21 protein-coding genes are annotated in these 24,062 nt (G+C 60.8%); 5 read left to right on the forward strand and 16 right to left on the reverse strand.

The window, feature by feature from the left end; genetic code table 11:
- Positions 1 to 15: 15 nt before the first annotated feature.
- The 6 genes from KW838_RS22880 to KW838_RS22905 all read right to left on the reverse strand — a co-directional run bounded on the left by KW838_RS22880 (position 16) and on the right by KW838_RS22905 (position 6,330).
- A complete protein-coding gene (locus tag KW838_RS22880; protein WP_218503677.1) occupies positions 16 to 1,248 on the reverse strand; it encodes an SfnB family sulfur acquisition oxidoreductase in 1,233 nt (410 codons plus the stop codon).
- A gap of 316 nt (positions 1,249 to 1,564) precedes the next feature.
- A complete protein-coding gene (locus KW838_RS22885) occupies positions 1,565 to 2,329 on the reverse strand; it encodes a hypothetical protein (RefSeq protein ID WP_218503678.1) in 765 nt (254 codons plus the stop codon).
- Positions 2,330 to 2,811: 482 nt separating this feature from the next.
- Positions 2,812 to 3,567: an L-cystine ABC transporter ATP-binding protein TcyN gene (gene tcyN, locus KW838_RS22890; RefSeq protein ID WP_007972898.1), complete on the reverse strand. Its 756-nt coding sequence runs from the start codon at positions 3,565 to 3,567 to the stop codon at positions 2,812 to 2,814.
- Positions 3,568 to 3,571: 4 nt separating this feature from the next.
- A complete protein-coding gene (tcyL, locus tag KW838_RS22895) occupies positions 3,572 to 4,237 on the reverse strand; it encodes a cystine ABC transporter permease (protein WP_007983131.1) in 666 nt (221 codons plus the stop codon).
- Complete coding sequence (gene tcyJ, locus KW838_RS22900; protein ID WP_102700214.1) at positions 4,237 to 5,037, reverse strand: cystine ABC transporter substrate-binding protein; 801 nt, start codon at positions 5,035 to 5,037, stop codon at positions 4,237 to 4,239. The genes tcyL and tcyJ overlap by 1 nt, the downstream gene beginning before the upstream one ends.
- Before the next feature lie 300 nt (positions 5,038 to 5,337).
- On the reverse strand, positions 5,338 to 6,330 hold the full coding sequence (locus KW838_RS22905) for a D-cysteine desulfhydrase (RefSeq protein WP_102700215.1): 993 nt from the start codon (positions 6,328 to 6,330) through the stop codon (positions 5,338 to 5,340).
- A 190-nt stretch (positions 6,331 to 6,520) separates the two neighbouring features.
- On the opposite strand from KW838_RS22905, the gene epsC reads away from it, so the two are divergent.
- A complete protein-coding gene (epsC, locus tag KW838_RS22910; protein WP_007972891.1) occupies positions 6,521 to 7,447 on the forward strand; it encodes a serine O-acetyltransferase EpsC in 927 nt (308 codons plus the stop codon).
- 403 nt (positions 7,448 to 7,850) lie between these two features.
- Positions 7,851 to 9,806 (forward strand): choline transporter BetT, encoded by a 1,956-nt coding sequence (gene betT, locus KW838_RS22915; RefSeq protein ID WP_165824813.1) that lies wholly within the window; start codon positions 7,851 to 7,853, stop codon positions 9,804 to 9,806.
- A gap of 24 nt (positions 9,807 to 9,830) precedes the next feature.
- Here the strand turns inward: betT and KW838_RS22920 are convergent, their stop codons facing one another.
- Positions 9,831 to 10,091: a hypothetical protein gene (locus tag KW838_RS22920; protein ID WP_041474972.1), complete on the reverse strand. Its 261-nt coding sequence runs from the start codon at positions 10,089 to 10,091 to the stop codon at positions 9,831 to 9,833.
- A 237-nt stretch (positions 10,092 to 10,328) separates the two neighbouring features.
- Here KW838_RS22920 and mgrA point away from each other — a divergent pair, with 237 nt between their 5' ends.
- Positions 10,329 to 11,366: an L-glyceraldehyde 3-phosphate reductase gene (mgrA, locus tag KW838_RS22925; RefSeq protein ID WP_218485816.1), complete on the forward strand. Its 1,038-nt coding sequence runs from the start codon at positions 10,329 to 10,331 to the stop codon at positions 11,364 to 11,366.
- Between the two features lie 136 nt (positions 11,367 to 11,502).
- Here mgrA and tauD read toward each other — a convergent pair whose 3' ends face one another.
- The 7 genes from tauD to KW838_RS22960 form a co-directional block, all read right to left on the reverse strand.
- Positions 11,503 to 12,354, reverse strand: a complete 852-nt coding sequence (gene tauD, locus KW838_RS22930; protein WP_102700218.1) for a taurine dioxygenase — start codon at positions 12,352 to 12,354, stop codon at positions 11,503 to 11,505.
- A 145-nt stretch (positions 12,355 to 12,499) separates the two neighbouring features.
- Positions 12,500 to 13,333 (reverse strand): taurine ABC transporter permease TauC, encoded by an 834-nt coding sequence (gene tauC / locus KW838_RS22935; RefSeq protein WP_102700219.1) that lies wholly within the window; start codon positions 13,331 to 13,333, stop codon positions 12,500 to 12,502.
- Complete coding sequence (gene tauB / locus KW838_RS22940; RefSeq protein WP_102700220.1) at positions 13,330 to 14,124, reverse strand: taurine ABC transporter ATP-binding subunit; 795 nt, start codon at positions 14,122 to 14,124, stop codon at positions 13,330 to 13,332. The genes tauC and tauB overlap by 4 nt, the downstream gene beginning before the upstream one ends.
- A 16-nt stretch (positions 14,125 to 14,140) precedes the next feature.
- Positions 14,141 to 15,118 carry a taurine ABC transporter substrate-binding protein gene (gene tauA / locus KW838_RS22945; RefSeq protein ID WP_102700221.1) on the reverse strand — a complete coding sequence of 326 codons (978 nt, stop codon included), beginning with the start codon at positions 15,116 to 15,118 and terminating at the stop codon, positions 14,141 to 14,143.
- Positions 15,119 to 15,352: 234 nt separating this feature from the next.
- Positions 15,353 to 16,936, reverse strand: a complete 1,584-nt coding sequence (gshA, locus tag KW838_RS22950) for a glutamate--cysteine ligase (RefSeq protein WP_218503679.1) — start codon at positions 16,934 to 16,936, stop codon at positions 15,353 to 15,355.
- A 287-nt stretch (positions 16,937 to 17,223) separates the two neighbouring features.
- Positions 17,224 to 17,607 (reverse strand): PaaI family thioesterase, encoded by a 384-nt coding sequence (locus KW838_RS22955; protein WP_007972875.1) that lies wholly within the window; start codon positions 17,605 to 17,607, stop codon positions 17,224 to 17,226.
- Positions 17,607 to 19,931: a Tex family protein gene (locus KW838_RS22960; protein WP_102700223.1), complete on the reverse strand. Its 2,325-nt coding sequence runs from the start codon at positions 19,929 to 19,931 to the stop codon at positions 17,607 to 17,609. Before KW838_RS22960 ends, KW838_RS22955 begins: the two co-directional genes overlap by 1 nt.
- Before the next feature lie 361 nt (positions 19,932 to 20,292).
- On the opposite strand from KW838_RS22960, the gene ompR reads away from it, so the two are divergent.
- On the forward strand, positions 20,293 to 21,033 hold the full coding sequence (gene ompR / locus KW838_RS22965; RefSeq protein ID WP_007972873.1) for a two-component system response regulator OmpR: 741 nt from the start codon (positions 20,293 to 20,295) through the stop codon (positions 21,031 to 21,033).
- 115 nt (positions 21,034 to 21,148) lie between these two features.
- Positions 21,149 to 22,462 carry an ATP-binding protein gene (locus KW838_RS22970; RefSeq protein WP_218503680.1) on the forward strand — a complete coding sequence of 438 codons (1,314 nt, stop codon included), beginning with the start codon at positions 21,149 to 21,151 and terminating at the stop codon, positions 22,460 to 22,462.
- Between the two features lie 85 nt (positions 22,463 to 22,547).
- Here the strand turns inward: KW838_RS22970 and rimK are convergent, their stop codons facing one another.
- Both rimK and KW838_RS22980 read right to left on the reverse strand, forming a co-directional pair.
- A complete protein-coding gene (gene rimK, locus KW838_RS22975) occupies positions 22,548 to 23,453 on the reverse strand; it encodes a 30S ribosomal protein S6--L-glutamate ligase (RefSeq protein ID WP_007972871.1) in 906 nt (301 codons plus the stop codon).
- Positions 23,450 to 23,911 (reverse strand): ATP-dependent zinc protease, encoded by a 462-nt coding sequence (locus KW838_RS22980; RefSeq protein WP_172435679.1) that lies wholly within the window; start codon positions 23,909 to 23,911, stop codon positions 23,450 to 23,452. The genes rimK and KW838_RS22980 overlap by 4 nt, the downstream gene beginning before the upstream one ends.
- Positions 23,912 to 24,062: the final 151 nt, after the last annotated feature.

Consider the following 24,062-nt stretch of genomic DNA (forward strand, 5'->3'; position numbering starts at 1 on the left):
CCAGATGTCTGGTCGTTAAATCCAGGAATGACGATTAGGCAGCGTGCCGTTGAGGCGATAGGCGCCGATGGCGTGGTATTTCCAGCGCACCGGATCGTGCAGCGTGTGCACCCGGGCATTGCGCCAGTGGCGGTCGAGGTTGAATTCGGCAAGGGTGGCGCGGCTGCCGGCCAGTTCGAACAGCTTTTCGCTGGCCTGCAACGAAATCTCGGTGGTCAGCACTTTGGCTTCGGCCACGGCAATCGAGGCGCGGGCGGCGGACTCGGCGGTGAGCGGTGCGGCGCTGACTTCATCGAGCACCTGCCCGGCCTTGCGCAGCAGCGCTTCGGCGGCGTGCAGTTCGATTTTCAGCTTGCCGATATCGGCGATCACATACAGGTCATCGCTGGCCCGCTCGACCTTGGCGTCGATCCACGGCCGGGCGCGGGTTTTCACGAAGTCGATGGCGTCGTCGATGGCGCCCCGGGCGATACCGGCGTCGATGGCCGCCTGAATCAGTTGGGAGACGGCGCCCTGGATGTTCGGCGTGTCGTTGATCCGCCAGTTATCCACCACCAGTTCGGGATCGACCTGCACGTTGTTGAGCAAAATCGTGCCGCTGGCGGTGGTGCGCTGACCAAAGCCGGACCAGTCATCGACGATGCGCAATCCCGGCGTGCCGCGACGGATGAACGCCAGCACTTGTTTGCCGTCGTCGTTCAATGCCTTGACCGCCACCCAATGGGCGAACAGTGCACCGGTGGAATAGAACTTCTGGCCGTTGAGGACGCCGTCAGCGGTGATGCGCGCTTTCAGTTCCAGGGTATTTTTGGTGCCGCGTTCCGGCCCGGCATTGCCGATGCGCCAGCCATCCAGGACGCTTTTGAACAGTTGCCTTTTCTGCGCTTCGGTGGCGCTGCCGAGGATCAGGTTAAGAATGCCGAACTGGTTTTGCGGGATCTGCCCAAGCGCCGGGTCGGCGGCGGAAATGATCGCGAAGACCTCGGCCAGGGTGACGAACGAAACCTGTGGGCCACCGTACTCGCGAGGGATGGAAATGCTGCCCAGGCCGCTGCGGGTGAACTGTTCGATTTCAGACCATGGGAGCTTGCGCAACTGGTCACGCTTGGCCGCTTGCAGGCGCGCGACGTGCGCCAGTTCGTGGGCTGCCTTGATGGCTTGGGCATCGTTGCGCAAGATTTGTGCGGGCAACAACAACGGGGCGATGTCCAGGTCACTCTGGACGATTGCATCTGCCAGACTGGACATCAGTGCCACTCCTTGGCTGCTCGCAATGCCCTGGCGATCTGCACTGGGGTGATTGTGTTCCGGACCATACCTACCTCACATCTTATGGAAGCGCCGCTTGTGGCCGCGCATGAAAACAAGAATGTCCGGTGGTCCGGTTTATATACCCTAAACGTGTATAAATATTTTATGAACTAACTTTTAGGAATATAGATAGAAGGGTGGCAATGGTGCTGTCGCCAAGATCGCAGCCTTCGGCAGCTCCTACAGGGTTTATGCCTTAACCCTGTAGGAGCTGCCGAAGGCTGCGATCTTTTGATTTTCTACAGTAACGACATCATCCTCTGTGAGTCTCGGCAGCCTTGAGGTGCTGTTTCTTCGGGACTTTCAGATAAGGATTGGCGCAACCGATCTTCAGCGTGCGGGCCGGTGCCCAGCGGGAGTTGTTGCCCACCCTGTCGAGAATGCAGTACGTCACTTCCAGCCGCAGATCTTCGCCGGCTTCGAGGATGATGGCCGGCGGTATCCAGACCTGGATCGGCTGGCCTACATCGGCGGACTTGAGCGGTGGGAGATCCAGGCGCACATCGCCCCAGCGCAGGGTGATCTCGTCGTCGAAGGCCATGTTCAGGTACGGCTCGATGGTCAAGGGAACACCGCGTTTGACCTGGCTCGGATTGACCCCCTGACGGCAAATCGCCTCGGGAATGCTCACCGGTGCCAGGCACTGGTTTTCATCGCCGCACAGCGCCGAGGGTTGGCCGCCTGGACAGTCGAGTTTGATCTGCACGTTTTGACTGGCCGATACCGCCGGACCCCGGCCAATCTGCATGACCCGGTAGTGAATGCGCGAGGTACCGTTGGCGACAAAACTCTCAGGCACCCGCAACTGCACCGGTCGGCCGACATCGCTGGCCGTCAGCACGCGGGAGGCCACGTAGCAGTTGTCCCAGAACAGTTCGATCAGGTCTCCTGCGTCCATGGCGGGGTAGGGCGCCACATCGATCAGCAGGTGCGCCGCGCAGGTGACGTTGATGCCGGCCTTGTTGGATTGCGCCAGGGTCGGGGCTGCAAGCCCGGATTTGTTCGAGGTGCTATTCATGAAGTCTCCTTGAAGTCTTGCAACGAAGTCCGTTTCTGGAATATCAAAAACCAATAATTGAACAGATAAACCATTCATTACTTTGAGCGGGAATGATGATTTAAGTGTGATGGGTGTCGTTGGTTTGAGACTAGATAAGAGTCAGGGAGATCAGGTGTCAATAAGAATTGTTAGTTATGGGTGGTGTGTGGTGCTATTCAGAAAGTTCCTACGGTTCCAAGTAATTAAACCATGTCGGTGCGTCGAATTTTTCTGCTGAAGGCGCGGGAATATGGGTGGATTGATGCAAGTCGTGGACACCGTCTTGCGATCGAGGATCTGATTGAATTGGCGCTGTTCAATTATTGTGATGCATATATTTGTACCGCGCACGCGTACAGGATATGCATGTTTAATAGATGAATTTTATTTGGTATTAATGAAGCGTATTTCGAGGGGTATCACTTCCATCCATGGAAGTTTACCGTTGTTGCGCAGGGTTGTTAGTTGTGAGCGTTATTCAGGAACTTGCTCAGGAACTGCCGGGTTCGCTCTTCTTTCGGATTGGCAAACAACGCCTTCGCTTCGCCTTGTTCGACGATCACGCCCTTGTCGAAAAACACCACGCGGTTGGCCACGTCCCGGGCAAAACCCATTTCGTGGGTGACGATCACCATGGTGCGCTTCTCTTCGGCCAGGCCGCGGATGGTCGCCAGTACCTCGCCCACCAGTTCCGGGTCGAGGGCCGAGGTCGGCTCATCGAACAGGATCACTTCGGGCTCCATCGCCAGCGCCCGGGCAATCGCCACGCGCTGTTGCTGGCCACCGGAGAGGCGACGCGGGTAAGCGTCCTCCTTGCCTGCCAGACCGACCTTGGCCAAGAGTTTTTTACCCAGGGCTACGGCGTCGGCGTGCGGGGTCTTCTTGACCACGATCGGGCCTTCGATGACGTTTTCCAAAGCGGTGCGATGGGGGAACAGGTTGAAGTTCTGGAACACGAAGCCCACGTGCTGGCGCAAACGTCGCACCAGGCTCTGCTGCTGGTTCAGGGGACGGCTGGTATCGATCTCGATATCGCCGACCTTGATCCGGCCGCTGGTGGGTTCTTCCAGAAAATTCAGGCAGCGCAGAAAGGTGGTCTTGCCCGAACCGCTAGGGCCGATGATCGCGACCACCTCGCCTTCCTTGACCTCAAGATCGATGCCATTGAGCACGACTTGACCCTTGAACTGCTTTGTCAGTTTTTCCACGACAATCATGGGGTCAGGACTCCTGGTCGTGCCGATTGACCCGCGCTTCCAACTGGTTCTGCAGGTGCGACAGCACCGTGGCCAGGACCCAGTAGATCAGTGCGGCGGCAAGATACATGGTGAAGATTTCGAAGGTACGGGCGGTGATCAGCTGTGCCTGACGGAACAGCTCCGGCACCTGGATGGTAGCGGCCAGCGCCGTGTCCTTGACCAGCGAGATGAAGCTGTTGCCCAGCGGCGGCAAGGCGGTGCGCATGGCCTGCGGCAGGATGGCCCGGCGCAGGGTTTGCGCGCGGGTCATGCCGATACTGGCAGCGGCTTCCCACTGGCCGCGCTCGATGGAGCTGATCGCGGCACGCAGGATTTCGCAGGCGTAGGCGGCCATGTTCAGCGAGAAGCCGATCAGGGCCGCCGGCAGCGGATCAAGTTCCAGACCCAATTGCGGCAAGCCGTAATAGATCACGAACAGTTGCACCAGCAACGGCGTGCCGCGAAAGAACGACACGTAGATGCGGGCGATCCAGCTCACCAGTTTGAAGCGCGACAGGCGCATCAGCGCCAGGCCGAACCCCATCACCAGGCCGAAGAACATCCCGCCCAGGCTGAGGATGACCGTGTAGTACGCGCCCTTGAGCAGAAAGGGCGCGGAGTCCAGTGCGAGTTGGAAAGCTTCTTCCATTATTGAGTGACGTCAGCGTTGAAGTATTTTTCCGAGAGCTTTTTCAGGGTGCCATCGGCGCGCAGCTTGTCGATTGCCTTGTTCACCGCGGCCAGCAGTTCAGGCTCGCCTTTGCGCAGGGCAATGCCGGCTTCCTGGCGGGAGAACGCGTCACCGGCGGCGGTGGTGTCCTTGGCTTTCTTGGCGTATTCCAGCGCGGCCAGGCGGTCGATCAGAATGGCGTCGATACGGCCGACACGCAGGTCCTGGAACTTGGTCGGATCATCTTCGTAGGTGCGGACGTCAGCGGTCGGCACATTGGTTTTCACCCACTCTTCGTAGTTGGTGCCCAGGCCTACGCCGACTTTCTTGCCACCCAGGTCGGCAGCGGTCTTGATGTTCAGCTCGGGGGCCTTCTTGGTCAGCACCAGCGCCTGGATACCGGAAACGGTGTACGGCTCGGAGAAGTCATACTTCTTCTTGCGCTCTTCGGAGATGGTCACCTGGTTGATCACTGCGTCCAGGCGCTTGGACTCCAGGGCCGCGAGGATGCCGTCCCATTTGGTCGGTTGCAGTTTGACCTTGACGCCCAGCTCTTTGGCCAGGGCTTCGGAGAACTCGACTTCGAAGCCGGTCAGTTTGCCGTCGGCATCGACGAAACTGAATGGTGGGTAAGTGCCTTCCAGGCCAACGTTGATCACGCCGGCGTCTTTGATTTTTTGCAGTTGCTCACCGGCAACGGCTTGGCCAATCAGGCCGGCGCTCAGTGCCAGGCCCAGCGAGCCCACCAGCAGATTGCGACGTAGTGCGGAAAAATTCATGACAAGCCCCTGTGTTTTCTTATGGAAGACGCTTTAGGAAAGTTGGCAAATTCGGGAATTCAGCGACAGCGCTATCCTGCCTTAAAGCAGCGTATGCGTCTCTCGGGAAATTCGCCTGTAGCATGACTATATGATGGCGTTTTTAGATTGGAAAATAATAATTCTTCTTCTGGTTATTCCATTTTTGAATAGCTTGCGTTTTTACTGTAGGAGCGAGCTTGCTCGCGATGGTCGTCAACGATAACGCGGGCAACCTGACACCCCGCGGTGCCCTGTCGTCCATCGCGAGCAAGCTCGCTCCTACAGGAAATCCTTATAGGCAAACAACGCCGGTGCCCCGCCAGTGTGCAGGAAGATAATCGGACCTTCGTCGAAACGCTGACGCCCGATCCCGTCCAGCAGGCCTGCCATGGCCTTGCCAGTGTAGACCGGGTCCAGCAGCAAGCCTTCCTGACTCGCCAGCAGCTTCACCGCCGCCAGTGTTCCGGCATTCGGCTCGCCATAACGCGGGGCGAAGTATTCGTCCCACAACTCGACCTTGAAAGCGTCCGGCAGGTCCACGCCCAGCAGCTCGGCAGTGCGTTCGGCCAGGCCTTGTACCTTTGGCCGCTGGTCTTCATCGCTGCGCGAGACCGTCACGCCGATCACTGGCAGATCCGGCAGTGCTTCACTCAAGGCCAGTGCCAGGCCGCTGTGGGTACCGGCACTGCCCGAAGCCAGGACCACGGCGGCGAACGTCAGGCCGGTGTCCTTGATCTGTTCGGCCAGTTCCAGCCCGGCACGTACGTAACCGAGTGCGCCCAGCGCGTTGGAGCCTCCGATCGGCACCAGGTACGGCTTCTTGCCGTTGTTGCGCAGTCTGTCGGCCAGGGCTTGCAGTTGTTCGTCGGCGTTGTCGAGGTTTTCCACCAGTTCGACCTTGGCATCGAACAGGTCGAGCAGCAGGCGGTTGCCGTTGCCGGTGTAATTGTTGTCATCGGTGCCGAGGGGGTTTTCCAGAAGGGCTACGCAGCCCAGACCCAGTTTCGCCGCAATGGCAGCCGTCTGGCGCACGTGGTTCGATTGCAGCGCGCCGGCGGTGATCAAGGTGTCGGCACCCTGGGCCAGCGCATCGGCGGCCAGGTATTCGAGTTTGCGCAGCTTGTTGCCGCCCATTGCCAGCGGCGTCAGGTCATCGCGTTTGACGTACAGGTCGCGACCCAGCCAGGTCGACAGACGTTCGAGTTTTTCCAGGGCGGTGGGTTGACCGAGCAGGTCGAGGCGGTTAAAGCGGGCGAGCTGTTGTTTGATCATGGGTCCGTACTGGCCGTGGAAGATCTCAGGACTATAGGCACGCGAAAAAGGCTGGGCAACCGTCAACTGCTTATAGCTAATCGTAATGAGCACAGCATTATTGGTTCTTAATTTGCCCCGCTGCCCTTGCCGTAAAGTAATCGCCGTCAGTGCGGCCAGACAGTCCGGTCGCCCGTGAGGAGTTTTTACCGTGAGTGAGCGTTCCAGCCATTGGCAATTGCAGACCATCGTCAGCCAGCTGCGCACCGCGCGTGAGCAGTGGCGAGCGCAAAATGGCCGGGCCAGTACCGAGCAGGGCGGTCGCGAGCTGCCCTCCCGGGCGGCCATGGCAGAGATTCTCGAAGCCTTGTGCGGTGCGCTGTTCCCGATGCGCCTGGGGCCGGTTGACCTGCGCGAAGAGAGTGAAGACTTCTACGTCGGCCACACGCTGGATGTGGCGTTGAATGCGCTGTTGGCCCAGGCGCGACTCGAATTGCGCTATGCCGCGCGCCACAGTGCCCAGGCCGATACCGAAGTCGAAGCCAAGACCATCCAGATCATCCAGGACTTCGCCCTCGCCCTGCCGGGGTTGCGCAGCCTGTTGGACACCGACGTACTGGCGGCCTATCACGGCGACCCGGCGGCGCGCAGTGTCGATGAAGTACTGTTGTGCTACCCGGGGATCCTGGCGGTGATTCACCATCGGTTGGCCCACCATTTGTACCGTGCCGGGCTGCCGTTGCTGGCGCGGATCAGCGCGGAAATCGCCCACTCGGCCACTGGCATCGACATTCACCCCGGCGCGCAGATCGGCCGCAGTTTCTTCATCGACCATGGTACCGGCGTGGTGATCGGCGAAACCGCGATCATTGGCGAGCGCGTGCGGATTTATCAGGCCGTGACCCTGGGCGCCAAGCGCTTCCCGGCGGACGAAGACGGTCAGTTGCAGAAGGGTCAGCCGCGGCATCCGATTGTCGAGGATGACGTGGTGATTTATGCCGGGGCGACGATTCTGGGGCGGATCACCATCGGCCAGGGTTCGACCATTGGCGGCAACGTCTGGCTGACCCGCAGCGTGCCGGCGGGCAGCAACCTGACCCAGGCGAATTTGCAGCATGAAGATGGGGCGCAGAAGTAGCCTCCTGAATCTTCTTTGACTAGTCTGGCCTCATCGCGAGCAAGCTCGCTCCCACAATGTTTTTCGTCGTTCACAACGCTTGCGTCCGGCGCAAATCAACTGTGGGAGCGAGCTTGCTCGCGATTGGATTTCAAGCCGAATCGAGCCAGTGGCCCTGATCCAATCCCGCGTCAACCTCTTGCTTGAGCTAGCGTACAACCACTACCGCCGAGCCCTGCGATTAGTCCTTAGCCCCCTATCCATGTTTAACTTGAACGTTCATTCAAGTTAAACCGGTGGTTCGCCGCCCGCTCACAACAGGAGGCTTGCCTTTGCTGAGTCCGATTTCTACAGCCACGTTTTACCCCTTCGAGGTGCACCGTACATGAGTGCATCGTCCATCCCTCCAAGCGGCCTGGTCCGCATGAATCCGCCGGTGTTCTGGTTCTCGGCGAGTTTCATTCTGTTGTTTGGTGTCGTTGTCATCGCCATGCCCGAACAGGCCGGTGCCTGGTTGCTGGCGGCGCAAAACTGGGCGGCCAACACGGTCGGCTGGTATTACCTGCTGGCGATGACCCTGTATCTGGTCTTCGTGGTGGTCACCGCCTTGTCTGGCTACGGCAAGATCAAGCTCGGTGCCGACCACGACGAGCCCGAATTCAGCTATTTGTCATGGGCCGGCATGCTGTTCGCCGCGGGGATCAGCATCACCCTGTTTTTCTTCTGTGTGTCCGAACCGTTGACGCACATGCTGCAGCCGCCGCAAGGCGAGGCCGGCACGGCGGACGCGGCGCGTCAGGCGATGCAGATTCTGTTTTTGCACTGGGGTTTGCATGGCTGGGGCGTGTTCGCCTTTGTCGGTATGGCGCTGGCCTATTTCGCCTATCGCCACAACCTGCCGCTGGCCCTGCGCTCGGCGCTGTATCCGCTGATCGGCAAGCGCATCAATGGCCCCATCGGCTACGCGGTGGATGGCTTCGGCATCATCGCCACGGTGTTCGGCCTCGGCGCGGACATGGGCTTTGGTGTGTTGCACCTCAATTCGGGCCTGGATTACCTGTTCGGCATCGCCCACACCCAGTGGGTTCAGGTCGGCCTGATCACCCTGATGATGGGCGCGGCGATCATCGTTGCGGTGTCGGGCGTCGACAAGGGCGTGCGGGTCATGTCCGACATCAACATGCTGCTGGCCTGTGCGCTGTTGCTGTTCGTGTTGTTTGCGGGCCCCACGCAGCATTTGCTCAATACCCTGATCCAGAACCTCGGCGATTACCTCGGCGCCTTGCCGATGAAGAGCTTCGACCTCTACGCCTACGACAAACCCAGCGACTGGCTGGGTGGCTGGACGGTGTTCTATTGGGCCTGGTGGATCGCATGGTCGCCGTTCGTGGGCTTGTTCATCGCGCGGATTTCCCGTGGTCGCACCATCCGCGAATTCGTCTTCGGCGTGCTGCTGATTCCGCTCGGCTTCACCCTGGCGTGGATGTCGATCTTCGGCAACAGCGCCATCGATCAAGTGCTCAACCACGGCATGAGCGCGCTCGGCCTGTCGGCTATCGACAATCCGTCGATGACGCTCTACCTGCTGCTGGAAACCTACCCGTGGAGCAAAACCGTCATCGCGGTGACGGTGTTCATCAGCTTTGTGTTCTTCGTCACTTCCGCCGACTCCGGCACCGTGGTGCTGTCGACGCTGTCCGCCAAGGGCGGCAATCCCGATGAAGACGGGCCGAAATGGCTGCGGGTGTTCTGGGGCGCAATGACCGCACTGGTGACCAGCGCGCTGCTGTTTTCCGGCAGCATCGATGCGTTGAAGTCGGCGGTGGTCCTGACTTCGTTGCCGTTCTCGCTGATCTTGCTGTTGATGATGTGGGGGCTGCACAAGGCGTTTTATCTGGAGTCGCAGAAGCAGATTGCGCAGATGCATTCGCTGGCGCCTGTGTCCGGGTCACGACGCGGCGGCTGGCGGCAACGCCTGAGCCAGGCCGTGCATTTCCCGTCGCGAGACGAGGTTTATCGCTTCCTCGATACGACGGTGCGACCGGCCATTGAGGAAGTGTCGGCGGTGTTCCGCGAAAAGGGGCTGCACGTGGTCATGCACCCGGACCCGGCCCATGACAGCGTCAGCCTGGAAATCGGCCACGGCGATCAGCACCCGTTTGTTTATCAGGTGCAGATGCGCGGCTATTTCACGCCTTCGTTTGCCCGTGGTGGCATGGGTTCCAAGCAACTCAACAATCGCCGTTACTACCGGGCCGAAGTGCATCTGAGCGAGGGCAGCCAGGATTACGACCTGGTGGGCTACACCAAGGAACAGATCATCAACGACATCCTCGACCAGTACGAGCGGCACATGCAGTTCCTGCATCTGGTGCGTTGATCGAGGGCAGGGCGCCGGGGCTTTTCAGCTCTCGGCGCTCAGCACCATGAACAACACCAGCGCCGCCACCGGAATGCTGAACACCATCGTGCCGATCCCCAGCTCCGTACTCAACGACTGGCCGGCCGTCACCACGCCGATGGCGCCGTTGATCACCGTCAGCGCCAGCCACAGGATCACGAAACTGTAGGTGAGTGTCTGGCGGCTGAAGCCGAGTTTCTCGCCGATGAACAGCATCATCGCGAGCAGGGCCAGGCCGAAGGTGATGATGATGGTGGTGTGCATGGCTTATTCCATCCTTGCGATCGTTATCGCTTCTTCGTTGCTTTGGCGACTGTGTTCCTGTGGACCCGGATCACGCAAGCCTGTCGCTGTTCTGTTCGATTGTGCGGGCAGAATGAATTTCTGTGAAACGTTTCAGCATTTAGTCGAATCCCGGGTTTTCTGGCGTTGATCCGGGCGTATGCTGGGCGCCTGGCGAAGCAGTCGATACCAGATTCAAGATAGACAAGAGAGGATTCGATGACCTACACCGCTGCCGAAAACCGCTACGACTCCATCCCATACCGCCGCGTGGGCCGCAGCGGGCTGGTGCTGCCTGCGCTGTCGTTGGGCCTGTGGCACAACTTCGGCGACAGCACGCCGATCGATACCCAGCGCGCGTTGTTGCGCACGGCGTTCGACCTGGGGATCAACCATTTCGACCTGGCCAACAACTACGGCCCGCCCTATGGCAGCGCCGAAATCAACTTCGGCCGATTGCTGCGTGAAGATTTCAAGCAGTACCGCGATGAACTGATCATTTCCAGCAAGGCCGGTTGGGACATGTGGCCGGGGCCTTACGGTCAGGGCGGCGGTTCGCGCAAGTACGTGCTGGCCAGCCTCGACCAGAGCCTGCAGCGCCTGGGTGTGGACTATGTCGACATCTTCTATTCCCACCGTTTCGACCCGGACACGCCACTGGAAGAAACTGCCAGTGCGCTGGCGACCGCGGTGCAGCAGGGCAAGGCGCTGTACATCGGTATCTCGTCTTATTCCGGGGTGAAAACCCGCGAAATGGCGGCGTTGCTCAAAGAGTGGAAAGTCCCGTTGCTGATCCACCAACCGGCCTACAACCTGCTCAATCGCTGGGTGGAAAAAGACCTGCTGGACACCACTGACGAACTCGGCACGGGTGTGATTGCGTTCACGCCGCTGGCGCAGGGATTGCTGACCGACAAGTACCTCAACGGCGTGCCGGCGGATGCGCGGGTCAATCGTCCGGGGGGTGGTTCGTTGCAGGCATCGCACTTGTCCGAGGCCAACATCGCCCAGGTGCGCGCACTCAACGAAATCGCCAGGCGTCGTGGCCAGAGCCTGGCGCAACTGGCGCTGGCCTGGACCCTGCGCGATCCACGGGTGACTTCGGCATTGATTGGCGCGAGCCGGCCGGAGCAGATCATCGAGAACGTCGGGGCGTTGAAGAACCTGAGCTTCAGTGCAGAGGAACTGGCGGAGATTGACCGGTTTGCCCAGGAGGGCGGGATCAATCTTTGGGAGAAGCCTTCGACGGCGGAGTAAGAGTCAGGCGCCGGGTCTTCTGGTGCCTGTCCCGGCCTCATCGCGAGCAAGCTCGCTCCCACAGGTTGGTGGTCGACACAAATCCAATGTGGGAGCGAGCTTGCTCGCGATGAGGCCTGAACAGGCAATGAAAATGTCAGGGATTCACCGAAAAAAACGGCACATCCCCCAACACCGTCGCCCGCTGCATCACCCGCCGCGCGGGCCGGTAATCATCCACCGCGTAATGCTGGGTCACGCGGTTGTCCCAGAACGCAATGTCGTCCTGCTGCCAGCGCCAGCGGATGGTGAATTCAGGTCGCGTGGCGTGGGCAAACAGAAACTTCAGAATCGCCTCGCTTTCGGTTTCCGACAATTCGTTGATCTTCGAGGTGAAGCCTTCGTTGACGAACAGCGAGCGGCGACCGCTCACCGGGTGTGTGCGAATCACCGGGTGTGACAGCGGCGGATTCTTGCGCCGTGCTTCTTCCCACTGGGCCAGCGCTTCCGGCGTGTTGCCATAGCGCTCCAGCGGGAACGAACGGGTGAAATCGTGGGTGGCGGTCAGGCCTTCGAGCAAGGTTTTCACCGGTGCCGACAGCGCCTCATACGCGGCAATTCCGCTGGCCCACAAGGTGTCGCCGCCAAACTCCGGCAGCAGCTTGGCGCTGAGCACCGCGCCCATGGCCGGGGTCGGCAGGAAGGTCACGTCGGTGTGCCAGATCGCGTTATCGCGTACGTCGGTGACGGCGGTGTCGAGGATCAGCACTTCCGGTTGTTCCGGCACATTGGGGTAGATCGGGTGAATGTGCAGGTCGCCGAAATTCGCGGCGAATCGCGCCTGTTGCTGTGGCGTGATCGGCTGGTCGCGGAAGAACAGGACCTGATGCTTGAGCAGCGCCTGCTCGATGGCGTCGCGATGTTCCGCGCTCAGCGGCTGGCTGATGTCGACGCCGCTGATTTGTGCGCCGAGGGCAGAACTCAAAGGGACGATGGTCAACTGGCTCATGGTGGTTCTCATTGATCCGGGGTGTCGAGCTTTTGTGGGAGCGAGCTTGCTCGCGATAGCGGACTGTCAGGCGACACAAGTGTTGAACGTGCAACCGCCATCGCGAGCAAGCTCGCTCCCACAGGGGTACTCACAGGGCAATTATTCAGTGGGCCTGGCCATGCCACGGCACCAGTTTGCGTTGCAGGGCGCGAAGGCCCATTTCCATCGCAAAGGCGATCAGTGCGATCACCAGAATCCCCAGCACCACCACATCGGTGACCAGGAACTGTGCGGCCGATTGCACCATGAAGCCCAAACCGCTGGTGGCGGCAATCAATTCGGCGGCGACCAGGGTCGACCAACCGACACCGAGGCCAATGCGCACCCCGGTCAGAATGTCCGGCAAGGCACTCGGCAAAATCACGTGGCGGATCAACTGTGCGCGAGTGGCCCCCAACGACTGCGCGGCACGCAGTTTGGCCGGGTCGACCGTGCGCACGCCGGTGGCGGTGGCGATGGCAATCGGGGCGAAGATCGCCAGGTAGATCAGCAGCACTTTCGACAGTTCGCCGATGCCGCACCAGATCACGATCAGCGGCAGGTAGGCCAGTGGTGGAATGGGGCGGTAGAACTCGATCAGCGGGTCGAGCACGCCACGGGCGATACGGTTGGCGCCGATGGCGATGCCCACCGGCACGGCGGTGAGAATCGCAAAGCCGAGGCCCAGGCCGATGCGGCTCAGACTCGCGCCGAGGTGCTGCCACAGGGTTGAGTCCATGTAACCCGAGGTCGCCAGCAGCCAGCCTTTTTGCAGCACGGCGGAGGGCGGCGGCAGGAACAGCGGCTCGATCAAACCGGTCGCCGTCACGGCCCACCAAATGACAATGAGCGCGGCCAGTGTCAGCACGCTGATCCAGCGCGTGCTCAAGCGGCGTCGTGCCGCAGGCACAGGCGTGCCTGGCTTGATCGCGGCGACGGGAATTTCGTAACTGCTCATGCGCGCTCCTGCCGCTGGGCGGCGCTGCGTTGGGAGAACACTTTGGCTAGTACGTGTTCGCGGGTTTCGATAAAACGCGGATCGGATTTGATCGAGCGGGCCGACTCACCGGCGGCATAACGCTGACCGAAGTCGAGGCTCAGGCGCTCGACGATTTGCCCAGGGTTTGGCGCCAACAGAATCAGGTCGGTGGCGAGGAACACGGCTTCTTCGATGTCGTGGGTAATCAGGAACACCGGCTTGGCGGTGCGTTGCCAGACTTGTAGTAACAGCTCCTGCATTTGCTCGCGGGTGAAGGCATCCAGGGCGCCGAAAGGTTCGTCCATCAGCAACACGCGCGGGTCGGCAGCGAGCGCGCGGGCCAAGCCCACACGCTGCTTCTGGCCGCCCGAGAGCTGCCAGATGCGACGTTGTTCAAAACCAGAAAGGTCGACCAGGGCGAGCATTTCCCGGGCACGCGCTTCGCGTTTGTCCCGGGCAATACCGGCCAGCTCCAGGCCGAAGCCGACGTTGGCCAGCACGTCCTGCCATGGCAGCAGCGCGTCGTCCTGGAACACCACGCCGCGCTCGGCGCTCGGGCCTTTGACCGGCACGCCGTCGAGGGTGATGCGCCCGGCGCTGGGTTCGACGAAACCGGCAATCAGGTTCAACAGCGAAGTCTTGCCACTGCCAGACGGGCCGAGGGCGACCAGCAATTGCCGGGGCCCCAGGCTCAGGGAGATATCCGCCAACACCGGTTCCGGGTTGCCGGGGTACTGTGCGCTGATACGCTCCAGCTGTAGCAAAGCCATCGCAGTCAACTCCCGATCAATTGGTGATGAACTTGGCGCTGACGTACGGCGCGTAGTCCGGCAGGACGGCCTCGACCTTGCCTTGTTCCTTGAGGAACGTCGCGGTGTCGGTGATGGCTTTGGTCGTCGGTGCGCCGAGGGTGAGCACCTGGTCAGCCGCCAGCGGGTAGACGTTGCCTTGCAGCAGCAGCGGAATATCGCTGGCCTTGGCGCCGGACAGTTTTACCAGCTTGTCGACGTTGCCCTGGTTGGCGAGCCAGGCTTGTGGGTCTTTGCGGTAGTCGGCGTAGGCGTCGAGGGTCACTTTGGCGAACGCGGTGACGATCTCCGGATGCTTCTCGGCGAAATCCTTGCGCACGATCCAGGCATCGAAGGTCGGCGCGCCGAACTTGGCCAGCTCGCCAGAGGTGATCAGGACCTTGCCGTTTTCCTTGGCCACGCCGAGGGCCGGGTCCCACACGTAGGTGGCGTCGATGTCACCGCGTTTCCAGGCGGCGATGATCGCCGGTGGCGCCAGGTTGAGAACGGTGACTTTCGAGGGATCGATGTTCCAGTGCTTCAGTGCCGCGAGCAGGCTGTAGTGGCCGGTGGATACAAACGGCACGGCGATTTTTTTGCCGATCAGGTCTTGCGGGGTCTTGATCCCGGAGCCGTCGCGGGCGACCAAGGCTTCGGCGGCGCCGATCTGGGTGGCGATGAGGAAAGTTTCCACCGGGACTTTGCGAGTGATGGCAGCGGTCAGGGGGCTGGAACCGAGATAGCCGATCTGCACGTCGCCGGAGGCGATGGCGGCGATGATATCGGCACCGTTGTCGAATTTGCGCCAGCTGATATCGGCCTTCGTGGCCTTTTCGTATGCGCCGTCGGCCTGGGCGACTTTCGCCGGGTCAACGGTGGTCTGGTAGGCGACGGTGACGTCGGCCGCCTGGGCAAAGAAAGTCGCGGTAGCCAGGGTTGCGGCCGCCAGCAAGCGTAGAGGGAAAGTCAGTTTCATCAGAAAGCTCCTTGTCAGGCGACCGAATGTCGGCGTGAGAAAGAGACTAAATGATCTAAGAATTCTAAAATAAATAACTTTTTCGAATTAGCTTATGAGCGGGCAATGTTAAAGGATCAAAAGATCGCAGCCTTCGGCAGCTCCTACAGAGGCAGCGTACGGCCAAAAAAAATCGCAACCTGCGAGACTCCGTGTAGGAGCTGCCGAAGGCTGCGATCTTTTCGGGGCTACGAATTAATTACTGATCGCCAGAATGCTCGCCTGGTAAGCCCCGACAAACACATCGAAATCACCGACTTCGTTCTGTTCCAGCTCAGCCTGCTCAGCCAGCGACGAACGCGCCCGCTCTTCAAACTGCGCTTGTTCCTCAGCCGCCAACGGCTCGCTGCGGAAGAACTCGGCGTGCACCTGGCTTTGGCGCAGGGAGAACTGGGCAAAGCTCTCCTTGTGCTCGGCCATGGCCGCCAACACCTGGGCCGACGGCGTCAGGGACGGGTCCCGGACCTTGGCCATCTGGGCGTCCAGCGCCTTGCTGTGGGCATCGCCGCCGTGGCTCTGGTCGAGCATCGCCGCCAGCGGAGCGATTTTTTCCAGCAGCTCACCGGCCCATTCCTTCAGATCAACCGGCTGACCGTCGCGTTGCAGTTGCAGGCCTGGACGACGACCTTCCTTGACCACGCTGAGGAAGTTCGAGGTCGCGTTGCCGCAGCTGGTGTTGGTCAGCAGCGGGCTTTCGTTGAGCGCGCAGTACAGCAGGAACGCATCGAGGAAGCGCGACTCGGTAAGGTCGATGCCCATCGGCAGGAACGGGTTGATGTCCAGGCAGCGTACTTCGACGTACTGGATGCCACGGGCCATCAGCGCCTGGATAGGGCGTTCACCGGTGTAGGTCACGCGTTTCGGACGGATGTTGGAGTAGTACTCGTTTTCGATCTGCAGGATGTTGGTGTTGAGCTGTACCCACTCGCCATCCTGGTGGGTGCCGACTTCGACGTAGGGCGCATATGGCGTGGCCACCGCTTTGCGCAGGCTGTCGGTGTAGCTGTTCAGATCGTTGTAGCACGGCGTCAGGCCGGCCTGGGCGTTGCTCTGGTAACCCAGGTCGCTCATGCGCAGGCTGGTGGCGTAGGGCAGGTACAGGGTGTGCGGGTCCAACTGTTCCAACTGGTGCGAACGACCGCGCAGGAAGCCGGCATCCAGCGCTGGCGACGCACCGAACAGGTACATCAGCAGCCAGCTGTAGCGGCGGAAGTTGCGGATCAGCGCGATATAGGACGACGACTGGAAATCGCGGTCGCTGCCGACAAAGCCTTCGGCCTGCCTGAGCAGCGGCCAGAGTTTTTCCGGCAGGGAAAAGTTGTAGTGGATGCCGGCAATGCATTGCATGGTCTTGCCGTAACGCAGGGCCAGGCCCTTGCGGTACACGTACTTGAGCTGCCCGATATTGGACGTGCCGTAATAGGCGATCGGGATGTCTTCCTCGGCCGGCAACGGGCACGGCATCGATGGGCTCCACAGGTACTCGTTGCCGAGCTTGCTGTAGGCAAAACGGTGAATGCTGTCCAGGCTCGCCAAGGTGTCCGCCGGGTCGGGCAGGGCCGGCGTGATGAACTCCAGCAGCGACTCGGAGTAGTCGGTGGTGATCTGTTCGTTGGTCAGCGCGGAACCCAATTCTTCCGGGTGCGGCGTTTGCGCCAGGCGACCTTCGCCGGTCACGCGCAGGCATTCACGTTCGATGCCGTGAAGGCACTGTTCGAGCAGAGAGAGGTTAGCGCGCTCGCCGAGCAGGGCCAGGCGGCGGTTGAGAAGTTCGCTCAAGTTGGATTCCTTCACGCGTCAGTCGCCCCAATATGGGGGTGGGCAAGACGGTCTACAAGGGTGAAGTTAAAACTGGCGTTTTCGCCTCGTTTTGGCGCCGCACAGGCCTCATGCCGATCGGTCAGGAATTGCACAATCCCTGTGGGAGCGAGCCTGCTCGCGAAGAGGGAGTATCAGTCAGCATCGACTTCGACTGACACATCGCCTTCGCGAGCAGGCTCGCTCCCACAGGAAACTCCGACGCTGCGGTCACAACGCCGAAATTAACTCAAATTGATGACGACTAGCTACAGGACAGCGAACGTGCCTTGTGCTTTTGCGACCAGTTTGTCGCCCTGCATCACATCAGCCTCGACCACCAAGGTGCGGCGACCCGGATGGATCACCCGCGCCGTGCACATCACCTCGCCGTCAGAGACGGCGCGGATGTAGTTGATCTTGCACTCGATGGTCGCGCTCTGCTGGTCAAAGCCGTGGGTGCTGGAGCAGGCCAGCCCCATGGCAATGTCCACCAGGCTGAACAAGGCCCCGCCGTGGAGCTTGCCGCCGCGATTGCGCAGTTCGGGCTCCAGTGCCAGGGCGACTTGCGCCACCCCGGTTTCCAGACTGTGCAAGCGGCAGCCCAACAGCTTGAAAAACGCGCTTTCGGTCAGCCCGGCGGGAATGTCCATCAGCGTTTCTTCAACTGCTTGGCATTGGCGAACAGCGAAGCCATGGCGTTGTTGCTCGGTGCTGCTGCCGTGGTTTCCTTGCGCGGTGCAGTGTTCTGGGATTGGCGTGGCGCCGACCCCGGACGCGCACCGCGAGCGCCGTCGATTTTCTCGCCCGGGGTGTCGCTCATGCGCATCGACAGGCCCACGCGTTTGCGCGGGATGTCGACTTCCATGACCTTCACTTTCACCACGTCACCGGCCTTCACCGCTTCGCGCGGATCCTTGATGAACTTCTCCGAAAGCGCGGAGATATGCACCAAACCGTCCTGATGCACGCCGATATCGACGAAGGCACCGAAGTTGGTCACGTTGGTTACCACGCCTTCGAGGATCATGCCCAGTTGCAGATCCTTGAGGTCTTCGACGCCTTCCTGGAACTCGGCGGTCTTGAACTCGGGGCGCGGGTCGCGGCCAGGCTTATCCAGTTCCTGAAGGATGTCGGTGACCGTTGGCAAGCCGAAGGTTTCGTCGGTGAATTTTTTCGGGTCCAGGCGCTTGAGGAAGCCACTGTCGCCAATCAGCGAACGAATATCGCGATCGGTCTCGGCGGCGATACGCTGCACGAGCGGGTAGGCTTCCGGGTGCACCGCGGAGGCGTCCAGGGGATTGTCTCCGTTCATCACGCGCAGGAATCCGGCGGCCTGTTCGAAGGTTTTTTCACCCAGGCGCGCGACTTTCTTCAGCGCAGCGCGGGTCTTGAACGCTCCGTGCTCGTCGCGGTGGCTGACGATGTTCTGCGCCAGGGTCGCGTTGAGACCGGAGATGCGCGCCAGCAGCGCCACGGACGCGGTGTTCACGTCGACGCCGACGGCGTTCACGCAGTCCTCGACCACAGCATCCAGGCCACGGGCCAGTTTCAGCTGCGACACGTCATGCTGGTACTGGCCGACACCGATGGATTTCGGATCGATCTTCACCAGTTCGGCCAGCGGATCTTGCAGGCGACGGGCAATCGATACGGCGCCACGGATCGACACGTCGAGGTCCGGGAATTCCTTGGAGGCCAGTTCCGACGCCGAGTAAACCGATGCACCGGCCTCGGAGACCATGACCTTGGTCATCTTCATCGCTGGATATTTTTTGATCAGCTCGGCGGCGAGCTTGTCGGTCTCGCGGCTGGCGGTACCGTTGCCGATGGCGATCAGGTCCACCGAATGCTTGGCGCACAGGGCGGCGAGTACGGCGATGGTCTGGTCCCACTTGTTGTGCGGCACGTGCGGGTAAACCGTGGCGTGATCCAGCAGCTTGCCAGTGGAATCAACCACCGCCACCTTGCAGCCGGTGCGCAGGCCAGGGTCGAGACCCAGCGTGGCGCGCGGGCCGGCCGGGGCCGACAGCAGCAGGTCGTGCAGGTTGTGGGCGAACACGTTGATCGCTTCGGTTTCCGCGCCATCGCGCAGTTCGCCCAGCAGGTCGGTTTCCAGATGGGTGTAGAGCTTGACCTTCCAGGTCCAGCGCACCACTTCGCCCAGCCATTTGTCGGCGGCGCGGTTCTGGTTCTGGATGCCGAATTGCTGGCCGATCATGCCTTCGCACGGGTGCATGGTGCCCGGCAGTTCGTCGCCGACTTTCAGCGCGGAGCTGAGGATGCCTTCGTTGCGGCCACGGAAAATCGCCAGCGCGCGGTGCGACGGCATGCTTTTCAGTGGTTCGTCGTGTTCGAAGTAGTCGCGGAACTTGGCGCCTTCCTCCTCCTTGCCGGCAATCACGCGGGCACTGAGGGTGGCTTCCTGCTTGAGGTAGTTGCGCAGCTTGTCCAGCAGGCCGGCGTCTTCGGCGAAGCGCTCCATGAGGATGTACTTGGCGCCTTCGAGGGCTGCCTTCACGTCGGCCACGCCTTTTTCCGCGTCGATGAAACGTGCGGCTTCGGTTTCCGGGCTCAGGGACGGGTCGTTGAACAAACCGTCGGCCAGTTCGCCGAGGCCGGCTTCCAGGGCGATCTGGCCCTTGGTGCGGCGCTTCTGCTTGTACGGCAGGTACAAGTCTTCGAGGCGGGTCTTGGTGTCGGCGAGCTTGATGTCGCGTTCAAGTTGCGGCGTCAGCTTGCCTTGCTCTTCGATGCTGGCGAGGATGCTGATGCGCCGTTCGTCGAGTTCTCGCAGGTAGCGCAGGCGCTCTTCCAGATGACGCAATTGCGTATCGTCGAGGCTGCCGGTCACTTCTTTCCGGTAACGGGCGATGAAGGGAACGGTAGAGCCTTCATCGAGTAGCGCGACGGCCGCTTCGACCTGTTGTGGGCGTACACCGAGTTCCTCGGCGATGCGGCTGTTGATGCTGTCCATAAAACCACCTGACAAATTGTGAAAGCAGGCTCGCAGGCGCAAGGATAAGGGCTCGGCGAGTCTGGTTGAGCGGCCTGGCCTGCGCCGCTACCTGGATCAAAAGGTATCCCGTTGACCCGTGAAATCGAACAATTACTGCCGACGCCATGAAAATAAATGGCGTCTGTCTGTAGTACCTGTCTGATGTTGCCTGACACAAAAGGCCGCGCATTATAACCAGCGTTCTGTCGTTCGGGGGCATCATGGGTTGCCGGTGCAATGGCCGGTTTTCTGGCACTAAAGGAAAAATCTGCTAACAATGCACACGGTGCGTATAACGGCAGCTACGCCATAATGCGCGCCGAGATCAAAGGAGCATCCAATGAGCAGCACTGCACAAACTGCTGAAGGCGAGAAAATTCTTATCGTTGACGACGATCCGGGGCTGAGCAGCCTGCTGGAACGTTTTTTCGTCAGCAAGGGCTACCGCGCCCGCGCCGTACCGAACACCGAGCAAATGGATCGCTTGCTGGCGCGCGAAGTGTTCAACCTGGTCGTCCTCGACCTGATGTTGCCCGGCGAAGACGGCCTGACCGCCTGCCGCCGCCTGCGCAACGCGAACAACCAGATTCCAATCATCATGCTCACCGCCAAGGGCGACGAGCTGAGCCGCATCAAGGGCCTGGAACTGGGCGCCGACGATTACCTGGCCAAGCCGTTCAACCCGGATGAGCTGATGGCTCGCGTCAAGGCGGTACTGCGTCGCCAGTCGGCGCCGGTGCCAGGCGCCCCGGGCAGCGAAGACGAAAGCGTGACCTTCGGTGACTACGAGTTGTCCCTGGCCACCCGCGAGCTCAAGCGCGGTGAAGAAGTGCACATGCTCACCACCGGCGAGTTCGCTGTGCTCAAGGCCCTGGTGATGAATGCGCGTCAGCCGCTGACCCGCGATAAACTGATGAACCTGGCCCGTGGCCGCGAGTGGGATGCACTGGAGCGTTCCATCGATGTGCAGATTTCCCGCCTGCGCCGGATGATCGAGCCCGATCCGTCCAAACCGCGTTACATCCAGACTGTCTGGGGCGTGGGTTATGTGTTTGTTCCGGATGGTACCGCCACCAAGTGATTGGCGATGTGTAGGAGCGGGTCATGCGGACACCGGATCAATCGATCCTGTCCGCAGACTCGCAAACCGCAATATGCGAGCATCGCTCTTTCCTGCAAGTGTTTAACGGTTATCCATGAAAACCCCCGTTTGGTTTCCCCAGAGCTTCTTCTCCCGCACCCTTTGGCTGGTGCTCATCGTCGTTCTCTTCTCCAAGGCGCTGACCCTGGTTTATCTGCTGATGAACGAAGACGTGCTGGTGGACCGCCAGTACAGCCACGGTGTTGCCCTGACGTTGCGCGCCTATTGGGCTGCCGATGAAGAAAACCGCGACAAGATCGCCGAGGCCGCGACCCTCATCCGGGTGGTGGGTGCCGGTGTGCCCGAAGGCGAACAACACTGGCCTTACAGCGAGATCTACCAGCGGCAGATGCAGGCGGAGCTGGGTGCCGACACTGAAGTCCGGCTGCGCATGCATTCGCCTCCGGCGCTATGGGTTCGGGCGCCAAGTCTGGGCGATGGTTGGCTGAAAGTACCGCTGTATCCCCATCCGTTGCGCGGCCAGAAAATCTGGAACGTACTGGGCTGGTTCCTCGCTATTGGTCTGCTTTCCACTGCTTCGGCCTGGATTTTCGTCAGCCAGCTGAATCAACCATTGAAACGTCTGGTGTATGCCGCGCGGCAACTGGGCCAGGGGCGCAGCGTGCGCCTGCCGATCAGCGATACGCCGAGCGAGATGACCGAGGTTTACCGCGCTTTCAACCAGATGGCCGAGGACGTCGAACAGGCCGGTCGCGAGCGTGAGCTGATGCTGGCCGGGGTTTCCCATGATTTGCGCACGCCGCTGACCCGGTTGCGTCTGTCCCTGGAACTGATGGGGGATCGCACCGACCTGACCGACGACATGGTGCGCGATATCGAAGACATGGACGCGATTCTGGATCAGTTCCTGGCGTTCATTCGCGACGGACGTGACGAGTCGGTGGAGGAGGTTGACCTGAGCGACCTGGTCCGTGAAGTCGCGGCGCCCTACAACCAGAATGAAGAGAAAGTGCGGCTGCGCCTGGAGCCGATTCAGCCGTTTCCATTGCGTCGTGTGTCGATGAAGCGACTGTTGAACAACCTGATCGGCAATGCGCTGCATCATGCCGGCAGTGGCGTGGAGGTGGCGGCGTACGTGTCCGGGGACACCAGCGCGCCGTATGTGGTGCTGAGTGTCATGGACCGTGGTGCCGGTATAGATCCGTCGGAACTGGAAGCGATCTTCAACCCGTTCACCCGTGGTGATCGTGCCCGGGGTGGCAAGGGCACCGGGTTGGGGCTGGCAATCGTCAAGCGTATTGCTTCGATGCATGGCGGTAACGTTGAACTGCGTAACCGCTCGGGCGGTGGACTGGAAGCACGGGTGCGCTTGCCGTTGGGGTTGATGTTGCCGCGGGATGCTGTTTAACGGCTGAAAAGATCGCAGCCTGCGGCAGCTCCTACATGGGAATGCGTACCCTGTAGGAGCTGCCGCAGGCTGCGATCTTTTGCTTTTACCCCTTGCCTTTGGTCCGCGTCATATTCGGCCCGCCATTCTTCTCCAGATGCTCAATGATGATCCCCGCCACATTCTTGCCAGTGGTGGTCTCGATCCCTTCCAGCCCTGGCGACGAGTTCACTTCCATCACCAGCGGCCCGTGATTGGAGCGCAGGATGTCCACGCCCGCCACCGCCAGCCCCATGACCTTGGCTGCGCGCAACGCCGTCATGCGCTCTTCCGGCGTGATCTTGATCAGGCTCGCGCTGCCGCCACGATGCAGGTTGGAGCGAAATTCGCCGGGTTTGGCCTGGCGCTTCATCGCCGCAATCACCTTGTCCCCGACGACAAAGCAGCGAATGTCCGCACCACCGGCTTCCTTGATGTACTCCTGGACCATGATGTTCTGCTTGAGGCCCATGAACGCCTCGATCACCGACTCAGCGGCGGTCGCGGTTTCGCACAGCACCACGCCGATGCCTTGGGTGCCTTCCAGCACCTTGATCACCAGCGGCGCGCCGTTGACCATTTCGATCAGGTCGGGAATGTCATCGGGGGAGTGGGCAAACCCGGTCACCGGCAAGCCGATCCCGCGACGGGACAGCAATTGCAGCGAACGCAGCTTGTCCCGCGAGCGGGCAATGGCCACCGATTCGTTGAGCGGGAACACCCCCATCATTTCGAACTGGCGCAGCACGGCGCAGCCATAAAAGGTCACGGACGCACCGATCCGTGGAATCACCGCATCGAAACCTTCCAGCGGCTTGCCGCGGTAGTGGATCTGCGGCTTGTGGCTGGCGATGTTCATGTAGGCGCGCAGGGTATCGACCACCACCATTTCATGGCCGCGTTCAGTACCGGCTTCAACCAGGCGGCGGGTGGAATACAGACGCGGGTTCCGCGACAGCACAGCGATCTTCATGCAACACCTGTGGAGGAGGTAGATACCGGGAACACCGGCTTGTCTTGTACATACTTGATGCCCGGATTGACCACCAACTGGCCGTGGATCAGGGCTTTGGAGCCGAGCAGCAGGCGATAACGCATGGACTTGCGGCAGGCGAGCGTGAACTCGACCCGCCAGACCCGATCACCGAGGGCCAGGGTGGTGCTGATCACGTATCGCACCTGCGCGTGACCGTTTGAGCTTTTAATGGTTTTCATCGTCACCAACGGTGCTTCGCAGCGCCGGTGGCGTAGTTGTACGACGGAACCCAGGTGGGCGGTAAAACGCACCCACTGCTCACCATCGCGCTCGAACAGCTCGATGTCGGTGGCGTGGAGGCTTGAAGTGCTGGCACCGGTGTCGATTTTTGCCCGAAGGCCGGCGACTCCCAAATCCGGGAGCGCCACCCACTCGCGCAGACCGACAACGGTCAAATGGTCAAATGTCTTCAAAAGTGCTCAACCGGTAGAAACCGCTCGGGCCGCACGCGGCCGGATTCGCGGTATTCACGCAGAATAATGATTAAAAGGCGACAGATATCTACGGCCCGGATTTCCAGCCTCGCAAGGAGGTTATGGAATGTCA

Source organism: Pseudomonas sp. PDM27 (genome assembly GCF_019219205.1).
Classification (GTDB): Bacteria; Pseudomonadota; Gammaproteobacteria; order Pseudomonadales; family Pseudomonadaceae; genus Aquipseudomonas; species Aquipseudomonas laurylsulfatiphila.